This window comes from Burkholderia sp. BCC1638 (assembly GCF_902833195.1).
Taxonomy (GTDB): domain Bacteria; phylum Pseudomonadota; class Gammaproteobacteria; order Burkholderiales; family Burkholderiaceae; genus Burkholderia; species Burkholderia diffusa.
In genome coordinates, this window is sequence record NZ_CADFEC010000042.1 from 22,000 (window position 1) to 43,513 (window position 21,514).

14 protein-coding genes and 3 pseudogenes are annotated in these 21,514 nt (G+C 55.2%); 10 read left to right on the forward strand and 7 right to left on the reverse strand.

What is annotated here, in order from left to right; genetic code table 11:
* The first annotated feature begins 145 nt into the window (after positions 1–145).
* Positions 146–1,276, forward strand: coding sequence for a porin (locus HWX22_RS29345; RefSeq protein ID WP_051889737.1), 1,131 nt, complete (start codon positions 146–148; stop codon positions 1,274–1,276).
* A gap of 298 nt (positions 1,277–1,574) precedes the next feature.
* On the opposite strand, the gene HWX22_RS29350 is transcribed toward HWX22_RS29345, so the two are convergent.
* Positions 1,575–1,781 (reverse strand): hypothetical protein, encoded by a 207-nt coding sequence (locus tag HWX22_RS29350; RefSeq protein WP_155291809.1) that lies wholly within the window; start codon positions 1,779–1,781, stop codon positions 1,575–1,577.
* Positions 1,782–1,799: 18 nt separating this feature from the next.
* On the opposite strand from HWX22_RS29350, the pseudogene HWX22_RS32400 reads away from it, so the two are divergent.
* Positions 1,800–1,977: pseudogene (locus tag HWX22_RS32400) on the forward strand (integrase); the annotation flags it as partial.
* Between the two features lie 652 nt (positions 1,978–2,629).
* Here HWX22_RS32400 and HWX22_RS29355 read toward each other — a convergent pair.
* Positions 2,630–4,582, reverse strand: a complete 1,953-nt coding sequence (locus HWX22_RS29355) for a sigma-54-dependent Fis family transcriptional regulator (protein ID WP_230624140.1) — start codon at positions 4,580–4,582, stop codon at positions 2,630–2,632.
* A gap of 433 nt (positions 4,583–5,015) precedes the next feature.
* Here HWX22_RS29355 and HWX22_RS29360 point away from each other — a divergent pair, with 433 nt between their 5' ends.
* From HWX22_RS29360 to HWX22_RS29390, 7 genes and pseudogenes are all read left to right on the forward strand, one after another.
* Positions 5,016–5,594, forward strand: coding sequence for a TetR/AcrR family transcriptional regulator (locus HWX22_RS29360; protein ID WP_043179577.1), 579 nt, complete (start codon positions 5,016–5,018; stop codon positions 5,592–5,594).
* Positions 5,595–5,680: 86 nt separating this feature from the next.
* Positions 5,681–6,451 carry an MBL fold metallo-hydrolase gene (locus tag HWX22_RS29365; RefSeq protein ID WP_175912581.1) on the forward strand — a complete coding sequence of 257 codons (771 nt, stop codon included), beginning with the start codon at positions 5,681–5,683 and terminating at the stop codon, positions 6,449–6,451.
* 48 nt (positions 6,452–6,499) lie between these two features.
* The gene (locus HWX22_RS29370; protein WP_244135311.1) at positions 6,500–6,958 is read left to right on the forward strand and encodes an ester cyclase; all 459 of its coding nucleotides are present in this window, start codon (positions 6,500–6,502) and stop codon (positions 6,956–6,958) included.
* Positions 6,959–7,121: 163 nt separating this feature from the next.
* Positions 7,122–8,387: a cystathionine gamma-synthase family protein gene (locus HWX22_RS29375; RefSeq protein WP_175912579.1), complete on the forward strand. Its 1,266-nt coding sequence runs from the start codon at positions 7,122–7,124 to the stop codon at positions 8,385–8,387.
* Between the two features lie 197 nt (positions 8,388–8,584).
* Positions 8,585–9,604, forward strand: a complete 1,020-nt coding sequence (locus HWX22_RS29380) for a helix-turn-helix domain-containing protein (RefSeq protein WP_279610153.1) — start codon at positions 8,585–8,587, stop codon at positions 9,602–9,604.
* Between the two features lie 141 nt (positions 9,605–9,745).
* Positions 9,746–10,879: pseudogene (locus HWX22_RS29385) on the forward strand (IS110 family transposase); the annotation flags it as partial.
* A gap of 568 nt (positions 10,880–11,447) precedes the next feature.
* Complete coding sequence (locus HWX22_RS29390) at positions 11,448–12,215, forward strand: OmpW family outer membrane protein (RefSeq protein ID WP_080741459.1); 768 nt, start codon at positions 11,448–11,450, stop codon at positions 12,213–12,215.
* A gap of 84 nt (positions 12,216–12,299) precedes the next feature.
* Here the strand turns inward: HWX22_RS29390 and HWX22_RS29395 are convergent, their stop codons facing one another.
* The 4 genes and pseudogenes from HWX22_RS29395 to HWX22_RS29410 form a co-directional block, all read right to left on the reverse strand.
* Entirely contained in the window at positions 12,300–12,425 is a 126-nt protein-coding gene (locus tag HWX22_RS29395; RefSeq protein ID WP_175916901.1) for a helix-turn-helix domain-containing protein, read from the reverse strand.
* Positions 12,426–12,820: 395 nt separating this feature from the next.
* Positions 12,821–14,095, reverse strand: coding sequence for a helix-turn-helix domain-containing protein (locus HWX22_RS29400; RefSeq protein WP_175825375.1), 1,275 nt, complete (start codon positions 14,093–14,095; stop codon positions 12,821–12,823).
* 672 nt (positions 14,096–14,767) lie between these two features.
* Positions 14,768–15,965 (reverse strand): annotated as a pseudogene (locus tag HWX22_RS29405) (IS3 family transposase).
* 182 nt (positions 15,966–16,147) lie between these two features.
* Positions 16,148–17,575, reverse strand: a complete 1,428-nt coding sequence (locus tag HWX22_RS29410) for an APC family permease (RefSeq protein ID WP_175912591.1) — start codon at positions 17,573–17,575, stop codon at positions 16,148–16,150.
* A gap of 288 nt (positions 17,576–17,863) precedes the next feature.
* Between HWX22_RS29410 and HWX22_RS29415 the strand changes: the two genes are divergently transcribed.
* The gene (locus HWX22_RS29415; RefSeq protein ID WP_175912592.1) at positions 17,864–18,784 is read left to right on the forward strand and encodes a LysR family transcriptional regulator; all 921 of its coding nucleotides are present in this window, start codon (positions 17,864–17,866) and stop codon (positions 18,782–18,784) included.
* Positions 18,785–19,351: 567 nt separating this feature from the next.
* Here the strand turns inward: HWX22_RS29415 and HWX22_RS29420 are convergent.
* Positions 19,352–20,701: an aminotransferase class III-fold pyridoxal phosphate-dependent enzyme gene (locus HWX22_RS29420; protein WP_175912594.1), complete on the reverse strand. Its 1,350-nt coding sequence runs from the start codon at positions 20,699–20,701 to the stop codon at positions 19,352–19,354.
* Between the last annotated feature and the right edge of the window lie 813 nt (positions 20,702–21,514).

The following is a 21,514-nucleotide window of genomic DNA, read 5'->3' on the forward strand; positions in this document are numbered from 1 at the left end:
GAAAATCCAATCCATTGACTGTCGACATGGCTCAATAACATCAACTCAACGAATCTACGAAAATCTAACCCAACCCCATATCAACGGAGGAAATGCCACCAATTCCCGTTAAAAACAACACAAAATTTATCGTTCGGAGATTTTTATGAAAAAGAAGGTTTTCAACCTTATTTGCGGATTTTCCACCTGCATTTACGGTCATGCATTCGCGCAGTCCTCAGTTACCTTGTACGGCGTTTTAGACAACTCCATTCAGTATATCCACAATAACGGAGGATCCAACAACGGAATCTCTATGCAAAGTGGCCAGATGTCACCTACTGTTTGGGGCATGCGTGGCAATGAGGACTTGGGTGGCGGTTGGTCGGCCCTTTTCACTCTTGAGAATCAATTTGACATAAACAATGGAGCATCCTCAGATTCGCACCGTCTGTTTACACGTCAATCATATGTTGGATTGAAAAACGATAAATATGGGGCATTGACATTTGGCCGGCAATTTGACGGCCTTATAGATCTAGTTATTCCAGTTCAAGGTAACTCTCTTTTGGAATACTTTACGGCGCCCGGCGACATAGATCTGGCAGACGGAACGACGAAGATCGACAATGCTGTTAAATGGGTAAGTCCCACTTGGGGAGGACTGCAGCTCGCCCTCCAATACGGGTTCGGCAACGTTGCGGGCAGCGTCGGTTCCGGGCACTCATACAGTGCCGCGTTGAACTATTCAATCGGGTCTTTGACGCTGGCCAGCGGTTACTTCCATGCAGACAACGGCAACGCTCGTTCCGCGAGTCGCGGAGCATCAAGCGCGTCTGGCAACTTCTTTAGCCCAGTCAACTCCGCTTATGCCAGTGCAAGCAAATATAACGTTGCACGAGCAGGGGCAGCATACGTGGTTGGCCCAGTGACGATTGGTGGGTACTACAGCTACGCCGAGTATCTTGCCGACGCAGATTCAACCTTTAGAGGGGCCGAGCGATTCAACAATGTATCGGTCTTTACCGCGTGGCAGGTGTCGCCGGCGACTTTGCTTGAAGTCGGCTACGACTACATGAAGTCGCACGGTGATTCGTCCGCCACCTATCATCAGGTAACCGCTGCGGCCGACTACGCACTGTCAAAACGAACAGACCTCTATGCTTCGGCCGGATACGGCCATGCCTCTGGCTCAAATGGCCTCGGCCCTGCTCAAGCCGTAATTGCTGATACGTACACCGCCGGAGGCACAAGTACCCAGACACTCGTGATGCTCGGCATTAGGCACCGCTTCTGAGGATCTCGTTCTAGCTCTCCCGGGCTGGTCAATCTTCCAGTCCACAGGATGAGTCTTCCCCGCGGGAAGACTCATCCTTATCGCCTTTCCGACGCCGCCAATTACACTTTTGCGTACATGCATCGCGATGACTTGTTGCGCCGCTCGCAACACGACCTCACCTTCGGCTACAAGACAGAACGGCTCCAGCTGTCTGCCACGATAGGTCTATCACTAGGCGAACCTGTCCACATGAGCAAGCATTAACGACGCTGCAAACCTCGTTACCATCCAAACTCGTAGCTGCACGTTAGAAAGGTTAGATGTCTGCCCCTTGAAGCTCACCTTCAGTGGTCGGCATGTTGACCGAAGCCGGATCGCCTTTGTCGATGTGAATGTGTTTGCCTGACGGGAAACGAGTGTGTTGGGTGATTTTGAGCATCGCGAAATGGATTTCGCCGAGCTCGATAGCTGGCACGTGACCATCCACCAGGATCCTGCGGGCCCTGGCGACCGGCTCGAGCACACTGACTCGACAGCACCTGCTGCGGAACGTCTGCGTTTCGTGCTGGATTTCGGTTACGCGACCGATCTGCGTGCACAGGAACTGGTGACGGCGACGGTGGGTGACATCACGACACATGCCCGCGGGTGCGTTTTGCCTCGCGGTGACCGGCAAGGGGTCGAAGTCCGAGCGCGTGGCACTGCCACCACTTGCGCGCCCGCTGGCATCCGGCCGCACCGTCGGTGGCAGCCCTCACGGAGGAGCATCGTTCAAGAAGCCGTACCAGCGCTGGCATCAGCGGCACGCCTAAGGCAGATACGTGTGGAGTTTTTCCGCGAGGCCGCAGAACGCGTGAACGCACGCCATACACCGAGCACTTCGCACATCGCTTCTACAGAAAATTTCCTGCGGTATGTCTTGGTGAACTTGTACGCTAGTCGTGTATTCGGATACCGTGGCGACTTCGTCATTTTCGCCACCTGAGGCATCATCCGTCAGTTGGTTATAGACTCTCCACGAAATCCTGCGAACTCCATACCGAAGATTGGCTTGATGCCGACCCTCGCCACTGGATCTTTGCGGTGAAGCTGAGGGGAACTCAATGCAGGTTGCTTGCACTCAAGTCGATCGACGATCGTTTCGGAACGATTGCTCATTTAGCCATCGTTACGCTAAGTATTCCGCGGGCAGACGTACACACGATTCAATACGGAAGGCGTGCCCAAACGTCGTCAATCCGCAGGTCGTCGACACATCCGTCTCATCGGCAGAACTGTGGTTTCTCGCGAATCAGATGGAATTCCAACGAGTAACCGTATTCGTGAGCTACGCGTATCAGGATCGTGCAAAAGTGGCCAATTGAGACGTCGTTAACCCTGAATTTCCTTAATTTTTCGATAAAGCGTAGACCGGCCAATGCCCAGAGTCTTTGCAGCTTCAGCCACATTTCCGTCGTGCTTTTCCAGTGCATCGCGAATCAAATGAGCTTCTTGCTTGCGAATCAATCCAACCGAATTTGCTGGAGCCAGGCAGGCATCGGCGTCAACAAACCCAACGCACATATGATCCAGCCCAAGCTCGATCTCGCCGTCGCACCGAACCGCCAACGCAGTCCGCAACACCATTTCGAGTTGGCGAATATTGCCTGGCCACTGGTGCTTCCGAAAAACTCTCGCTAGCTCGTCACTGATACGCACCTCCGGCGCCCCGAGCCTCTTCAATATCGACAGTACAAGCAAATCGATGTCGTGCCTCTCACGCAACGCAGGGAGACGAATCGAGAAGCCATTGACCCGATAGTAAAGGTCCTCCCGAAATATCTTGTCGCGCACAAGCGTTCTCAAGTCTCGGTGGGTCGCGCAGATCACTGCCACGTCGATATCCTGTTCGCCGCCGGGGCCCAATGGAGCAACTTTGCGTTCCTGTAGAACCCGCAATAGGCGAGCCTGCAGAGCAGTGGGCATGTCTCCGATTTCGTCTAAAAAGAGCGTCCCTCCATTCGCTTGCATCAGGCGCCCAACGGCTCCTCCCTTTCTAGCCCCGGTGAAAGCCCCCTCCCGGTAGCCGAACAGTTCCGACTCGATTAGCCCTTCGGGAATAGCAGCGCAGTTCACTGCGACGAACGACTTTCCAGCACGCGTGCTGGCATCGTGCAACCCCCTCGCAACCACCTCCTTACCCGTACCCGTCTCTCCTTGTAGCAAGACCGGCACACCGTTGTTCAAGCCCTGGCGCGCCATCTGCAATGAGCGCAGCAACTGGCGTTCTCCACCGGCAAGCGCGGCCAAAGGAGATTCGTCCTCCGCCGCTCCCGTATGTGCGTTGGCGCGCACAATTCCAGGGACAGAATACCGAGGCAATGCAAGAACCTTGAACCGAAAATCATGCTGCATGCCAGAGATCTGCAGTCCGTGAGCTTGTTCTAGGACAGTCATAAATGTCGTGCCACGCAGCTGCAACGGGTCGCCGCATTGGCGACCGACGATTTCCGACCTCTCAAGATTCAACAGCTCACATGCCTGGAAATTGGCAGCCACGATCGTACCGTCATCTGTGATGGCCAATAGACCGGACCATGCCGAATCGAGATATTGCTCGTATGGGTGTATAGCAACCAGAACATGCTCGGGGAACGTAGCAGCGAACACCCGGCGCTCGATATGTCGTGCCACCGTATTCATCAGCATAAAGGTCGTGTCTTGGAACGGAAGCGGCCCGTCACGAGTCACATCCAGCACACCGAGAATCTTGCCATACGCGTCCGCGATAGGCATCGATCTGCATGAAACGCGGTTCAAACTGTCCAGAAAGTGCTCGCCGCTATCCACAAGTACGGATCGGCCTTCGATGAGCGCCATCCCGAGAGCGTTCGTTCCTCGCAGGGATTCACTCCAGCAAGCGCCAGGACGCATGTCGCGGATTCCAATTTGCTCCTTGAATCGAACCACGTGACCATCAATTTTCAGGATCGCCGCATCGGCGTCGGTCAGAATGACAACTTCTTGTGGGGAGCAACGCTCCGCAAGAAAGCGGAGTTCAGGTGTCGCTGCATCCAGCAAAGCGCGGTTCATCTCACGCATCTCTTCCTGGCACTTCGCATCCGGAAGATCCAGCAATGAATGGTCATACCAGCGAACACCCTGGTCGATGCTTCGTCGCCAAGACGCCTCAATATCCTCCCGCAGCACGCCTTCGGGCAGCACTCCGTCTGAGCGCAACTGATCGCGCACCAGATTCGCGACTTGCAACTGGTACGAGACCGAGGTTTCGGTATGGGTAAGACCGCGGACACCTCCCACGGCTCTTAGGAGCTGAGCAGCCAATTGAAATTCCACCACCACTTAACAAGCAAAATCTGCCACGATCGGCTAGCCTCGACAACTAGGGGAACCCCCTTCAAGCCGATTGCACAATATCGCCACGCGATTGGCGACGTCAACTTGTTCAAAATTGACGCGCATCCAGTCCACGCCGAGGACGTTTCCATGAAGGCCGGCCTCGCAACGTACATTGATGCTTTGTCTCCAAGCAGCCAATGGTAGCGTTCGGTACGAGACACGCGCTCACCGAAGCACGACCACACTGAGCCCGAGAGTCATCGGTGCCACCCACGATAATCGCTCCCTATTTTGTATTTGGACGGTCTGCCGTCGCCACCGATGAGCGACCCGACGAACATGGTTGACATTTCGTACCGCTCGTTCCATAATGCCTCGCAAGGTGATAGGTAAATCGCAGTTGAAGTGGAGGTAGTCTATGGCGCGGCCGCGAGAATTCGACGCCGCAGAGGTTTTGCACCAAGCAATGGGCGTGTTCTGGCGTAAAGGCTATGAAGGCACCTCGGTTACTGATTTGGTAGCAGCGACAGGACTGGGCAAGAGCAGCTTGTACGGGGCATTTGGCGGAAAGCGCGAACTGTTTCTGGCTGCGTTCGACGCATACCGGGGTGAGCGCGCTCACGACATGCGTCGTATTTTGGAGCATGGGCCGGCTCGCCACGCCATCGAAGTTTTTTTTCGAATGATCGTCGCTGATGCCCGCGCACCGGAGTTCACACGCGGATGCATGAGCATAAATCAAGCTGTCGAGATGGCTCCGCACGATTCTGAAGTTCGAGTGCGGGTTCAACAGGATTTCCAGTGTATTGAAGACGCTCTGACACGCGCGATCGAACGCGGTCAAGCAGAAGGATCAGTGAAGAGCGCCAAGCCGGCACGTGACACAGCGAGGCTGTTGGTCGTAGCGTTCCCAGGACTCCAGGTGATGGTTCGCGCCGGTTACGATTCTGAGCGACTTGATGACGCCTTGCGGCTGCTATTCTCGAATCTCGACTGAACGTGTGCGTGCGTCTCGCACGCACTTTTTTTACTTCATTATGTAACGATCGGTACTTAACCCCCCCACGCAGAAGGAGCGTCCCCATGAAGATCCAGCAAATCCGCAATGCGACAGTCATCGTCGAAATCGCCGGCACGAGGTTCCTCGTCGATCCCGTGCTGTCCCCCAAGGACACCTACCCCGGATTCGAAGGTACGGCGAATAGCCACCTGAATTGGCCGACCGTCGAACTGCCCCTCCCTGTCGATCAGATTCTCGACGTGGACGCCATCATCGTTACCCACACCCATCTGGATCACTGGGATGACGGCGCCAAATCCTTGATCCCGAAGGACATGCCGATCTTCGTCCAGCATGAAGAGGATGCCAACATCGTGAAGGAATCGGGCTTCACCGACGTTCGTCTGATGACTGAGAGCACCGAATTCAACGGATTGACGCTCATCAAGACGCCTGGCCAACATGGATCGGACGAAGCGATTCACGCCATCGGCCATTTGCTCGGACAAGTGAGCGGTGTCGTTTTCAAGCATCCGGAAGAAAAAACTCTGTACCTGGCTGGCGACACGATTTGGAACAAGTATGTGGAAGACAACCTGAAAGCCTACAAGCCGGAGGCCATCATCCTGAACAGCGGCGATGCGCAAGTTCCCGGCTTGGGTTCGATCATCATGGGCAAGGAGGACGTCTATAAAGTCCATCAGGCCGCGCCCCAAGCTATGCTGTTCGCAACGCACATGGAAGCGGTCAATCATGCGACCTTGACCCGAAAGGAACTGCGTGAATTCTCCGCCGAAAAAGGCATGACCGGGTTTCTGCTCATCCCGGAAGACGGCGAGACCTGCACTCTCTAAAGGCTTGTCGACGCAACTCGATTCATTTCGCACGAAAGGTACAAAATCATGTCAGCCGACACAAACCAAGAAATGGGCCGCGCACTCCAAGCGGCTCTTCAAGTTGAAGCGAACAAGGACATTGTCCGGCAGTTCTACGCCGCCCTGCAGCGAGAGGACTATTCAGCGGCCGCAGCCTTGTGTCATCCGGACTTCGTTTTTTACTTGCAGGTCGATACCCCGATTCAAGGCGCGGAAGGGTTCGTCGACTCAGAAAAGAAGAACTTCGACGCTTTCAAAGGTTTCCAATTCCCGCTCGAAGCGCTGCTCGCCGAGGGTGACCAAGTTGCAGCCTATTTGACCTTCGAAGGAAAACAATCAGGTCCGATCGAAGGAGTGGAGCCGACCGGCAAGACGCTACGCTTCTCGTTGATGATGCTTCTTAGGATTGCAGACGGAAAGATCATCGAGAAGCGAGCACACTTCGATCGACTGGACATTCGTCGACAATTGGGTGCTCTGGCATAGTTCTCGTAAATTGACGCCGAGGGCTTACCCGAGAGAGCCCTGAGTTCCCGTCGTGAATTGTGGGAGCCATGATCGTTTGGAGCTAGCATGCAGCCGCGCTCGACAAGCGGCTGCATGGAGACATCGCAGTCGAAGTCGTTCAATTTCAGCCGACGGAAGATATATGAGTGGGAATACGAACAAGAAGCTTGGACTGACGACAAGCTTAGTGCACAAAGACCGACTGACTGGTATCGAATACGGTGGGCTGAGAGCGCCTATTCACACCTCGGTTCAATACGGGTTTGATCGGGTCGAGGACCTCATCGGTGTCTTTCAGGGGACGAAGAAGGGTAGTTTCAACTACGCGCGCCAAGGCACGCCCACCACTGCTGCCCTGGAAACAAAGATCACGGAACTGGAACAGGGCATTGGGACGGTGTGTTTCGGTACCGGAATGGGGGCACTCTCCGCAGTGTTCTATACGCTTCTGCGTGCGGGCGATCATCTAATCTCTAGCCGCTTCATCTTCGGGAACACCAACAGTCTGCTTGGAACCCTGCGCGGATTGGGGGTTGAGGTGACGATGGTGGACACCTCATCGGCGCAATCGGTCGCAGATGCAATGACCGAAAGAACCCGGATGGTGTTCCTCGAAACGATCGCCAATCCTGGCACGCAGATTCCAGATCTTAGGCAAATTGGCGAACTTTGTCGCGAACGTGGCATTCCATATGTCGTCGACAACACGATCACTTCGCCGGCACTCTTCACCCCCAAGGCAGTCGGAGCGAGTTTGGTCATCAATTCGCTAAGCAAAACGATTGCTGGTCATGGTGCGGCGCTGGGAGGTGCAGTCACTGATACCGGTATATTTGATTGGCAGCTCTACCCCAACATAGCCGAAGAATACCGTCGAGCGCCTGCGGCGCAACAGGGCCTGCTCCAAATTCGCAAGAAGGGCCTTCGGGACATGGGGGCGTCACTCTCCTCGGAGCAAGCGCACCAGATCTCGCTCGGCATGGAGACGTTGGAGCTCCGCGTGCAAAAATGCAGCGAGACTGCACTGCTTCTGGCCGAGTATCTTCAAGGCCATGCCGCTGTCAGGCAAGTGAGCTATCCAGGTCTCGCCGATCACCCGCAACACCACATCGCCAAGACGTTATTCAGGGCGAACTCCTGGTTGCTGTCTTTTGAGCTCACCCGTGCTGACGCGACCGTCGATTTTCTCAACTACCTTCGCATTCCAATCAAGGCAACAGGTCTTGGCGACACCAGGACACTCGTCATTCCGGTTGCGTCGACCATATTCTGGGAAGCTGGAGCGGCGATTCGTTTGTCGATGGGAATTCCCGACGGGATGATTCGAGTTTCAGTCGGAATCGAAGATGCGGAAGACTTGATCGAAGATTTCGAACGGGCACTCAAGTTTGTTGACTCACCAAAGTAGAGATTTATCGTACCGTCGTCGATCATATGATTGTTCAAATATGTTACTGCCGACGGACTCATTGCATCAACGCTTTCCGTGCGAGCCTCGCTCGAGGAGCGTTCAGGCTCGGAAAGCCAGAGTGACTTGATAGCCTTTCTGGATCACTTTCAAGTCTGCAGAGAACTACGAATTCTGACGAATGAGGTACAGCAATCATGAGGCGTTCCTTTACCACATCAGAGTTCGAGCCGTGCGATCGGCTCGCCGCTTGGGAGAAGTGGATCGCGGAACACTGCGTACCCATGTCGATGTCGATAGCGAGCGCACCACGATCCCCCTTCGAAGCACAGGTTGACATGATCGATAACGGTCAGATATGCATGGCACATCTCCAGGCGTCCGACCACATCGCGAATCACCGATACGGTCTTTCAGAAGGTAAAGATGGCGATCATGTTCTCTTGTCAGTGCAATTGAGCGGGATCAGTGTGGTGTCACAAGATGGTCGGACTGCGCAGCTCCGACCGAATGACATGGTGCTATTTGACGCCTCTCGGCCGTTCGTATGGCAATACTCTGGTCAGCAATTCACGGTGCGTTTTCGCAGGACACTCTTGTCGTCACGCGGCCCTTGCGACCGGCAACATACTGCCATCAGCGTGCCCGCACAGAGCGGCCTCGGGCGCGTCGCAGTTGAACACATCAGCGCGATGCATCGAGAGGCAATCGGCATTCAGCATTCCTCATCGATCATCGAGCATCTTTCCGGTGTTACTGCTGACCTCGTCGCGACAGCACTTTCCGAACATTTCAACACCTCTCCGGTACTCATGTCGGATGTCAGGGAAATGCATCTCCGCCACGCTCGTACCTTTATCTGCGAGAATCTTCGCGACCCTAGTTTGTGCCCTTCCCAAGTCGCATCAGCTCTCGGCATCTCTCGACGCTATCTGTACCGAATCTTCTCTACCAGCAGCGAATCCATCAGCGATATGATCCTTCATGAAAGGCTCAAAAGATGTGCAAAGTGGCTTGCTCAACCGGCTTGGCAACATCGCTCAATTACTGAAATCGCCTTGAGTTGGGGATTTAACAATACCGCACACTTTAGTCGAGTCTTTCGACATCACTTCGGCGTATCCGCACGCGAGTACCGTACACAATATTCCGACTCAATCGGCGGTGTCGCATCCTTGCAAACGGAATCGAGAAATGCCGATCTCGAGATCCAATAGTGTGAGACTGAGTAACAGCCGGCACGCAAAGCCGCTCACGACCCACAAGCCCAACGATGCATGGCGTATGCGGCGTCGGCCGGCTCACAGCATCGGCTGCAGTAGCAACGGTGGTCGACGCGCGGCAATTCAAGAACGGCCGCCGTCGCGCTTGATCGAAACGGCAAGCGTCTGTACAACAAGGCACTAGCCAGCGACGAGGCCAAGCTGCGTGCCCTCATCGCCGAACTCAAAACTCACGGTCGACTCCTATTCGTCGTCTATCAGCCCTCCACCATTGGCGCCCTTCCATTAGCCGTTGCCCACGGCGAAGGCGTACTCGTCGCCAATCTGCCTGGACTGGCCATGCGTCGCATCGCCGATCTGCAGGCAGGTGAAGCCAAGACCGACGCCCGCGATGCCGCGATCATTGTCGAAGCCGCCCGCTCGATGCCACATACGCTGCGCTCGCTTCGGCTGGCCGGCGAGCAGCTAGCCGAGTTCACCATGCTGTGCGGCTTCGACAATGATTTTGCAGCCCAAGCCACTCAAACCAGTAACCGCATTCGCGGCCTGCTCACCCAGATCCATCCAGCGCTCGAACGCGTTCTCGGACCGCGCCTCGACCATCCGGCAGTACTCGATCTGCTTGAGCGCTACCCATCCCCAAGCGCGCTCGCCGCTGCCAGCGAGAAGACGCTCGCCAACCGCCTGACCAAGCTCGCACCGCGCATGGGTAAGAACTTGGCGACCGAAATCGTTCAAGCGCTGAACGAGCAAGCCGTGATCATGCCCGGCACGCAGGCTGCCACCATCGTCATGCCCCGCTTGACCCAGCAACTCGAGGCCTTGCGCAAGCAGCGTGACGAAATCGCCGCCGAAGTCGAGCGGCTGGTGCTTGCTCACCCTCTTTGGCCGGTCGCGACCAGCATGCCGGGAGTCGGCGTCAGGACCGCCGCCAGACTCCTGACCGAAGTCGTACACAAAGCGTTCGCTTCGGCTGCTCATCTGGCCGCCTACGCTGACCTCGCGCCGGTCTCCCGGCGCTCAGACTCGTCGATCCATGGCGAACACCCCTCCAGACGGGGCAACAAGGTGATCGAGCGCGCCTTGTTCCTTTCCTCCTTCGCGGTCTTACGGGACGCAGTCTCACGGGTCTATAACTCGCGCAAGATCCAGCAAGGCAAGCGCCACAACCAAGCGCTCATCGCACTGGCACGGCGACGCTGCGACGTCCTGTTTGCCGTGCGGCGCGACGGCACCATTTACCAACCCAAGTCAACCCCTAACGCCTGACGAAACACGTAGCCCCCGGCACTCTTGCATTGACCCCGCAGCACGAGACTCCCACATTTCGCTTACCAGCCAAATACGCAACTGTCTTGCGGAAATTGATCCGTAGAGTACGTTGCTCACGGCAGCCAGATTGCTGATCGCTTTGCTTGAGCGCCTCTGAACACATCGCTCTGATGTCGCGCACAAATCAGGCTCGCTAACTCAATGGCACGAACCGTCAACGATCTGTTCCCCGACAGACAAGACGGTTTGAAATTGGCTGTCGACACTGCAATCACGGTGACGCACATCGCGGTCAACTTCAGATGCTCGCGAGCGGCAGCCGCCAGCCCAGCAACTGATCTAACCGCGCCACGCCTCCGATAGCGATAGCAAATTCCCAACCGAGGTACGGCGGCACAGACAGTACTGAGACGGAGTTAGGCAGCCTTCGGTGAAATCGCATTACCGAGTCAGAGGTCGATGTGGATTAATTCGTCGGCGCAGCACGCACGAAAATATAAGCAAAACAAGTACAAGGCCAAAAAGAGCAAAAATCCACGTCAATCAAGAAGTATTGGAGGCAAGTATGGCAAAGCGTTTCAGAGCAACTATTCCGGCAATGGCGCTCGCAATGTCGGTTTCATCGATGGCGTTCGCCCAAAGCTCGGGCAGTTTTATCGCATCATTGGGTCCAACTTGGATCGATTTTGGACGATCGCATTCCACGGAACTTCAAAGTCAGTCGCCGTACGGAACCTTCACGTCAGCAGGGACAGATGCTCAAGTACATAACGTCGTTACTCCCGAACTCACCCTCTCCTACTTCGTCACCGACAACGTCGCGCTAGAAGCGGTTCTGGGCGTGCCTCCAAAACTGAATCTCTATGCGCAAGGCAACGTAACCCCACTGGGTTCTGGCGGTCCGGTGCTTCCAATGGGTGATCTACATCCGTTCGCGACGACTCGCGCATGGGCACCGATGCTTCTTGCGAAATACTTTTTCGGCCCAGCAAACAACCGGTTTCGCCCGTTCGTCGCAGCAGGCTTAAACTACACATGGTTCTCCGCGGTCCAGTTAAACCCGAACATTGCTGGCGTGCTGACGCAGTTTGGTGGCCCAGGCGGCCATGCCGAGGCGTCGCTTAGCAACTCTTGGAATCCCGTATTTTCCGTTGGTGCGTCATATCGGATTTCGGATCGCTGGTATATGACTGCATCCGCGACCTATCTCCCGCTTGTAACGCATGCGCACTTCAATGCAGTATCACAAACGGGTCAGACGACACTGACAAACTCGAGCAAGATCACCGGTGACCCAATCGCAGTTTTCGTCGGGATTGGCTACCGCTTTTAAAGCCAAACTGGGCATCCATGCATGTGTGCGTCAATCGCTAGCGACGGCACGCTACGAATAATGCTGGGCGATTCGGACAGTGCCTCATTGATAGTTTCCCCGCCGCTGTCGGAATTCCCTGGGACTCACGCCTTCCTGGCGGCGGAAAAAGCGCGAGAAGTATGCTACTTCGGAGAACCCAAGTAGGTTGGGAATCTGCGCCACCGCCATCGCCGTATATCCGATGAATTAGGATATTGAGTTTCGAACGCCACTTCGAGCATACCCGCTAAAATCGGCACAGAGCCGCCCTCGCGCAAGGCCTGGGTGGTGCTCGCGCCAAGGGCGATCTGATAGGTGATCCACCTTCAATGCTCGGCCCGAAGCAACCCTGCCGTCGTAGTCAACACCGGGGGCCGGTAAACCATCGGTTGCACGCGGAGGTTCGGAGCCAGTCATTCAACTCGGCCTCGCACCGACTGAGCCAGCGAGTGGGGCGCCTCGGAGCACTTGTACAACTGTCCTATCGAACCCAAACGTTGACGTTCCTTGCCCCCACTCCGCAATGACTGGACAGACGGCATTGCTCAATAACCAACAATACCGGATCTAGTAGGTACATTTCTCTACAAGCGTAGTTTCGATGAGCTTTTGTCGCCAGATTGAAGTTCTGCCACCACTCCGCCTTCCACCGCCAGCATGCCAAGCTCGCGTAAGCGGTGCAACCGCGCATAGACAGTTGTACGAGAGATTCGCAATTGCCGCGCCACCGCAGCAACGTTGCCGTTATGGTCACGCATAGCTTGCTGAACAGCTCCGAGCATTTTTTCCTCGAGGCTTTCTCCGCCTCTCTGCAAGCTGGGCTCGGCGTTGCCGGAAAGCACGGATTCGGCCTCCAGATCTTCCACCGTGAAATCCGAATTCATGCGACGCGCTGTGCTGCGATTAAGCGGCCCACGCGCATAAAGGACCCACAAGTGAGTACCGTCTGCGCAACAAATGCGTTGAGGACCGCGTTGCGGCCTCAGCACTCGGCTTAGGAGAGTGGTCGGCGCATCGCTGAACAGGTCGCGCAGCGTGAGCCGACCAACAGATACGTTTTGCGGCAACGAGAGCATGCGACGCGCCATACGGCTCGCAGCGCGCAGACAACCATCCTCCTCGACCGCGAGCACCCCCGAGAGGGGAGTTGCGAGCCAACGAGAATCATGATGCACACGCAGAAGATGGCAACCGCGCAATGTTGCGAATAGGCGCTGCTCAGCGGCTAATGCCGCGAGCCGGAATTGTTCACGTATTTGCGCCAAATCGCGCTGGCCAGTGCCTGTGATATCCAGCGCGCCTACCACCTCGCCATGCAGCCCAAAAAGGGGCACGGCAAGACACGACACATGCTCGAAATCGTTGAGGTAGTGCTGACCGCAGGTTATCGTCGCTTCAGCCCCCTCGTGGAGCACGCAGCTCGGTGCCGTCGTGCCGAGATGGGATTCGAGAATACGTCGGCCAGCGACAATCGGCCGGATCAAAGCGTCATCACATCCCGGGCTACGGCGCGCATGGATCACCGTACCGTGTGCATTCGCGCAGAAGATCGTCCAGCTATCGCCGCCAAACGCGTCCCAAAGCTGCTCGATTTCATCAACGATACAGCTATACAGACGTCGATCATCAGGCGTTTCAAGTGTACTGCGTGTGCCGCTGAGCAATTCGTATTCAGGCGCCTGACCTGGCACCAAACCCGCGTCCCGGGAACGCACCCACGAGCGCGCCACGGACTCAGGTAGCAAATTCGGTGTCAACTCATCGGGCAGTTGCCCACCGTCACCAAAATGCTCACGGGCCAGTTGCAGTTGCGTGAGTACGTTACCGCTCATCGACTCGGGTGCGGACGTTCGATTCATTCAGGCTCCCGTTGATGCATTGCGCTAAAAGCGGAAGATTGGCAGCAAGGCTAAGTCAACGCAAGAAGACAAGCGACACCACGTCTTTTGTGGGTCCGACTCCATCATTTCGAGTCGATCGACGTGCGCTGGATGCTGAGCTTGCCGGACACAAGCTAGGATACCTCGGCTCGGCAGCGCTCGGGCGGTGGTGGGATGCACCCTGTATGCGCCATTGCACATACCGTAAGAAACGCAGGATCTGCTTGAGCGTGACATGATGCGCGCAATCTTCAGTAGCGTTGTCGATTTGCGCCTCTCAGACGAGCATAACATGTCATTTAACCAATCGTGACAGAGTTCATAAAGCGGCAATACGCTTAAAGCCCGCAGATGTCGCCATGCTCCAGCACCGCAAAACTGCCACCCATACCTTTCTCGACTACAAAGGCGCGCAACTCGCTTCGCGTGAGCGGTCTCGTCGCCAACAGTGTCGGGTTCGGCCGATGCCATAGCCGGCAACAGATAGCGTGCTTCCTTGTCGGTCACGAGTTCAAGAGCGATGCCGAGCCCCACTTTGCAATTTTCACCGACGCGAGGATGCGCGACCACAGATGTCAGTTGCTCTGCGATATATCAGCCCACATCGGCGGGCCTGGAGTTGCCCCTGTAACTCAGGACACGCAGACACCGTTACGTTGATGATACCGCAGCACGCCTAAACTCGCGAGGCCGGCGGTATTTCAGGGCTTTATGTGGATGGCGCTCATTGTAATGTTCAAACGCGATAGCCAGACGCGAGAGCGCCGTCGGTGCGTCAGGCTTATCCATATAGGCGACGTAATTGTGCTTCATGGTCTTCACGAACGATTCGGCCATGCCATCGCTCTGCGATGAACGTATCGGTGTGGTCAGCGGCTCAAGGCCCAGTTCGCGAGCGAAGCTGCGCGTGTGATGGTCGATGTAGGCCGAGCCGTTGTCCGACAGCCATTCAATGGGTTGCGCGGCCTGCGTGGTGCCGAAGCGCTGTTCGACGGCGGCCAGCATTACGTTGCGCACAACGTCACCGTTATGTCCGCCGGTGGTCGCCGCCCAGCTAATTGCCTCCCGGTCGCAGCAGTCCAGCGCGAACGTGACGCCCAGCGGCGTGCCGTCGTCGCACCGGAACTCGAAGCCATCGGAGCACCAGCGGGTGTTACTGCGCTCTACCGCAACGCTACCGTCATGGCGCCGCTTGTCTCGCCGCACGCCGGAGCGGCACAGCAGCAACTTGTGCTCGTGCATCACCCGACACACCCGCTTCGCGTTGATGCGCGGTGCGCCGGTCTGTTCTCGACTACTGCGCAGCAGCGCCCAGACACGCCGATAGCCGTAGGTCGGCAGATGCGCCACATGCCCCAGAATTTCGTCGACCAGCCCAGTGTCATCAGTCTCGCGGGTACGGCGACCATCGCGCCAGTCAGATGAGCGAACCCGCTTCACCACCACAGCAGAGCGCGCCACGCCGAGAACTTCGCAGACCGTCTTCATCGGTCGCCCCTGGCAGCAAGGGCGAGCACGCAATCGGGTCTTTTGATCGCCCCCAATCCACGGCTTCTTTTAGGATTTCCACCTCCAGCGTCTTCTTCCCGCGTAGCCGTTAGAGTTCCTTGATTTCCTTGATGGCGGCGGCCAGTTCAGATGCGGGTACAACAGATTCACCTGCCTTCACCACCGCCAGACTGCCTTCCCGGTATTGCTTGCGCCAGCCGAACACCTGGTTGGCGTTGACGCCGTGCCGACACGCTACGGCCGACACCGATACTCCCGGCTCCAGTGTCTCTTGCACGATGTCGATTTTTTCCTGCGCCGTGCGCCGACGGCGGCGCTCCGGCTCGGTCAGAATTTCGATGCTTTCCACGTAATGACCAGGCTTACTGATAGGCACAAGACTATCCCTTATTTTGAGAGAGTCTTCGTGTCGTCAGATACGTAGGGCCGCTCCAGATCCGCTCGACGAGGCCGTCTTTAGTACGATGTGACGGCGATCGAACTCACTCAGTGGGCCTTTGATTTTCATCGCCCTCTACTGCTTCAGTGAGATTGAGACTGGCTCAATATTTCATCGTTTTGTTCATTCCCATATCTCTTGAAAAAACCATTTGCAATGCCAACGACAGCGGCGACAAGCACTAACCACGGCAGCTGAGTTGAAAGACCTTCCGTCGTTCCACTTAGAGATCCAAAATTAGTGACTGCGATAATTACGACAACAAGCAGCCCAAGACCGCCGAATGCTGGGGCGATGAAGCCTTGCCAGAGCATGCGTTTCCCAGTGCGGGCGAAGTATCCAATGACGCCGGCAGCACCGAGCGTTTGCAAGACCAAAACACCCAGCGTGCCAAGTGCAACCATCCACATGTAAATGACTTGCACGGGGTCAGCTTTGCCGAACATGAAAGCGGCAAGGACCGCTGTACAGGATATCGTCAACACGACGCTTGCAGCATGCGGGCTGCCGTGACGCCGATGGATCTTGGTTAGAGGCGCAGGTAGGAAATTTACACGAGCGAGCGCAAAGAAGTACCGGCAAAGCGCGTTGTGGAACGACAGCAGCACCGCGAACACGCTCGTAAGGACGAGTACTTGCATTGCCTGAGTCGACCATTCACCAACAAATCGCGTATTTGCCGTAAAGACGAAAGTGATGGGATTAGCGGTAGCCTCGTGCTGGATATTTTGTCCAGAGTATGCAAGTGCGAGACACCACATCGTCAGTGTGTAAAAGACGCCAATCAAGCCGATCGCAATATAAGTCGCACCCGGAATCGTTCGCTGAGGATTCCGCGCTTCCTCACCATAAATCGTGGTTGACTCAAAGCCTACGAAGCAGGAAAACGCGAACATGAGAGCGGTACCTATGCCGGAAGACTTGAGTGTCGTTGCCGAGAAAATTTGTAGATCATTCGCGTGTCCTCCCGTCTTTACGAGGACAGCGCCATCGAAAATGACGAGGATCAGGACCTCGAGGATCATCAACACTCCGAGGACCCGTGCAGAGAGGTTGATGTCCATGTAGCCAAGCACGCCGGTCATAGCGACAGCTACGAACGCAAGCATTCGCCAGTCGAGTTCGAGGCCAGTAAACGACTTGATCGTGTCGGCACCAAACGCGGCAAACTGGGCGTAAATACCGATCAACATACACACGTACGCCAGTAGCGCTACGCCGGCGGCCGCGTTGCCCGCGTGCTTGCCTAGCCCGCGACTGACGAGTTCAGCAAACCCCCCGGCACTAACCACGTATCTACTCATTGCGGCAAACCCAACAGCAAAAAGCAGAAGAATGCAAGATGCGATGAAGTACAGCCCCGGGGCAGCATTTCCGCCCATAGAAAATACAGCTGGACCGGCTCCCAATGTCGCCCCGAGGGGAGCGGCAGCGGCCACAACGAAGAACACGATGTCCGCGATACCCAACGAAGACGCCTTTAACTGCCCTGTCGACTTCTCTCGATCCATGATCCCACTCCAGTCAGATTAGTTCTTGTGCAAATAGCGTTCGGTGATTATTGGCCTGCACATTGTGTCCAGCAACGAGTCCTTACTGATCATTCAATCGCGTTTGGTGATCGAATCCGCGAGCATCAGGGGCACCGCGCTCCGCAGCCGCCTTCGGAAGCCACTTCCAAGATCGTTGCGATGAGCGTGTGGGACTGCGCAGACCTTTGGTACCATTGTTGTATGGTGCACTGACAGTGTTCGCACCCTAACTTTAGAGAGCCTGCGGTGAATGGCAGGGCGTGCTCCATGGATACGCGACAGCTTTTGTTGGCAATACGCCTCGCCGAGACCTTGCACTTTGGCAAGGCGGCGGAGATTGAAAACGTGGCTCAGTCGGGACTGAGCGCACAAATCGCGAAGCTCGAGTCGGAACTCGGATTCGCGATCTTCGAGCGAACAAACCGCAGAGTTGAGCTAACTGACGCAGGGAAAAGCTTCATCGAGCGCGCCCGCGAGATTCTTGGCGACATGTCGAACACGATTATCGAGTGCCGGGCGATCGCGGAACGAAGCCGGAGTGTCTTAAAGCTTGGTTTCTTCGGCGAGGCGGCCGGCGAGCTTACGCACCTGATCTTGGACATGTTTAGACATACCAATCCTACAGTTCGGCTGGTCTGCACCGAACTTACAATGACGAATCAAGTTCAGGCACTAATCAGCGGACGCGTTGATGCAGCACTCTTGCGATTGCCGATCAATGACGACCGGCTGGAATTCAACGTGATGTACAACGAGCCCCGGGTCGCGGTCGTACCAGCAGATCACCCGATGGCGCGCGCGTCTCTTTTGGAGGTTTCCGATCTCTTCGGGCAACCATTTGCCGTAGCAGCGGCCGGGGCACCGTCCGAATGGGCCTCGTACTGGTGCCTGGAACCGGAATGGCATGAACAAACTCGCGTTGGCGCGTTTGTTCAGTCCATACCAGAGAGTCTCGCCGCCGTTGCATATAGCGGTGCATGTGACACGTTTCCCTTGAGTGCAACGAGGCTATTCTCGCATCCTGGTGTTCGATACGTACCACTGAAAGATGCGCCGCGCAGCGCACTCGCACTTGTCAGCGTGAAGGGAAATCGAAATCCCGCAGTTCGCTCACTACGTGAGTGCATTTCGCGAACGCTGGACACATCGCTTGCTCAGTTACCCGAAGCGCGCAGGGACATCGAATAACTGATGCCACAAGCGGCTCTTTTCGAGACGACAACCAAGGCAGGCACGCTGGCGGCAAGTTTGCTACCGGTCCCGAGCTGAGCCCTCTCTGCGAAAAGATGCTCGGTCGCGCGAGTTCCGTAAGCGCGACGCGATTACCACAAGACGCGTTAGTCCCGCCCGATGTTGCTTAACCCGTGCTTGATTACTAGGTCATTACGTACAGCCTCAATCCACTGAGAGTGTTGCGATGTCGGCCGATGCTTCGCGCAAAGCGCAGCCGAAGCGCCGAGACGCCGCAACTAGTTTCGTGAACGTTGCCCCGTTGACGAAGTCCCTTACACCACACGTCGCAATGTGGCTGTAGTCAAACGGCCGCATAGCTGGTGCCGTGGCGATGCGCGAGAACGCCGCACGTGTGCGACAAATTCCGAACACTCATCCGCGCCTGCAAGTGCGAACGCGGACAGGTGGTGCCCGATAGCAACTCGCGTTTATACTCAAGCAGGAGTTAGTTGGCGCCCAGCACTTTAAAAATTCCATTTTATGGATTATCGAATTACTATTTTGGATGCCAACTTAGATTAATTAATTGCCATTTGAATAAATCAGAAGAATAATATCCTTGGTGGTCTCGATGTAGCCATTGATATCTTCGTCCGTCATCGGAAGCGTCAACCCCAATTGACCGCGATGCACCGGAAAATAACCTCTAGTTGCCATTTCGAGAGCATAAATATTCATGCTGTTTTCATCGATCTTGTGCCAATAATCTCGGTGCGTAGTAACCTGCTGCCCGACGGTTTTTGTAAAAGCATAACCTAAGACAGAGAACGAACCAAACACGGTAAACGGAAATCCACACGCCTCTGCCCAAGAGTTGAGTTCGCGCTTAACCTTTTCCGCCATCGCATTTAGCCTTTGATAGGCTTCAGCATCCATCACCTCCAGGCACGCACTTCCCGCCGCACATGCGAGCGGGTGCCCGTGGTGCGTACCTGAGATCATGACCTGATTCTCCTCTACCACGCGGAAAATTTTTCGACTTCCTCCGATAGCACCGATCGGCAGACCGCCTCCAATCATTTTCCCAAGCACGGTCATGTCAGGCTTCACTTGGTACACGCTCTGCAGTCCGCCGTAGGCCGCGCGCAACGTAATTGTTTCGTCAAAAATGAGCAGAATATCCAGCTCTTCTGTCAGAACCCGGAGTTTTGACACAAAGTCTTTCTCAAGCTCAACTATGCCTCCTGCGCACGATTGCAACTCCATGATGAGACATGCGATATCCTTCGCATTAGCCCTAAGTATCTTCTCGCAGGACTCGAAATCATTTTGAGTGAGTACGACAACATGGTCGCTCTTGTAAGATGGAATTCCATCAGAGTCGGGCAAGGACTTGGGGTTGGAACTCGGGCCGGGAAAGTTTTCAGGGCTGGGGTGAGCCGAGACCGCGAGATCGTCAGTAAAGCCGTGGTATCCGCCCTCGAATTTTGCTATTTTTCTTCTACCCGTATATCCCCTGGCAATACGGATTGCCCCCAAGCAAGCCTCGCTTGCTGAACAAAAGAATTTAACCTGGTCGACCGAGTCGATGCGCTCGCAAATAAGCTTGGCGAGTTCCAATTCGGAGTCGGCAGGGTTGCCAAACGAGAACCCATTTTGCAGCGTCTCCTGAATGGCCGCCAAAACTCCAGGATGATTGTGCCCCAATACATTGGTGGAAAAATTATTATTTAGATCGAGAAGCTTCCTTCCCTCGATCGTATGAATATATTGCGCCTCGCCCTTTTCGACAAAGATCGCGTGCGGTCCATATCCAAACGTGCGCCGACTGAATCCTCCGGGAATATGATCTTTACCCTGCTGCGTCTTTATTTTTGATAGATAAAAGGCGTTGGAAAAATTGTCGAGTGACTGCTGGTAGCTAAGATTCATGATTCCAGTGATCCGGAAGTGTTAATAGGATATGAGAAATCAGCCAAGGAAGCAGCGGGCTTTCATCGGATTATATGTCCAGCGATGTCTCGCCATGCACCTTCCCGCGATAGTATGCGCGACCTCAATTCGAAGAAAGGTTAGTTTTGATTCTCACCAAGGCCCTTCTCGTTACGCACCGACGATTGACAAAAACGCTCCACGAGGAAGGGTGGTTCATATTATTTTCACAATCAACCACACGTCAACCCAGACCTCGTGATTAATCAATCATGATTCGCGATTGATTAAAAAATATGTGAAATATAAAGACTTCCCGATAGAGCAATCGCACGTCTAAATAGCGCCCACGGACCCCACATAAATGTCCGCTTATTTGCATTATCGATTCGTGACCACAATACTTACGCGCCCACTCGACAGCATCTACGAGACGCTAAAAAACATAATTGCGCCACGCAAAATTTCGCGAACAGCATCACCAATCGATAATAGAATGGATTACTTCGACCACTACCGGCAACACTTATCAAATTAGCCGCCCCTATACAAGCAACAGAGTGGTCCGACCTTGCAGGACGTAGTTTAAATTCGTTTAAATATTGCATCCAATCCAGATAAAACCAATTCCCTATCGCCGTGCAACATACAAATCGATGCGGTCGTTTAAATGTGTGATTCAGATACCTGCGTATTTCGGCGAACGTGATCAGCGATTTCGGTTGAACGTGATCAGTGGTTCCGATTGATGGTGATCGGCCGTTTCGGTCGAAGGTGATCGCTGATCACCGGTTTCCGAAACGAGCGATCATC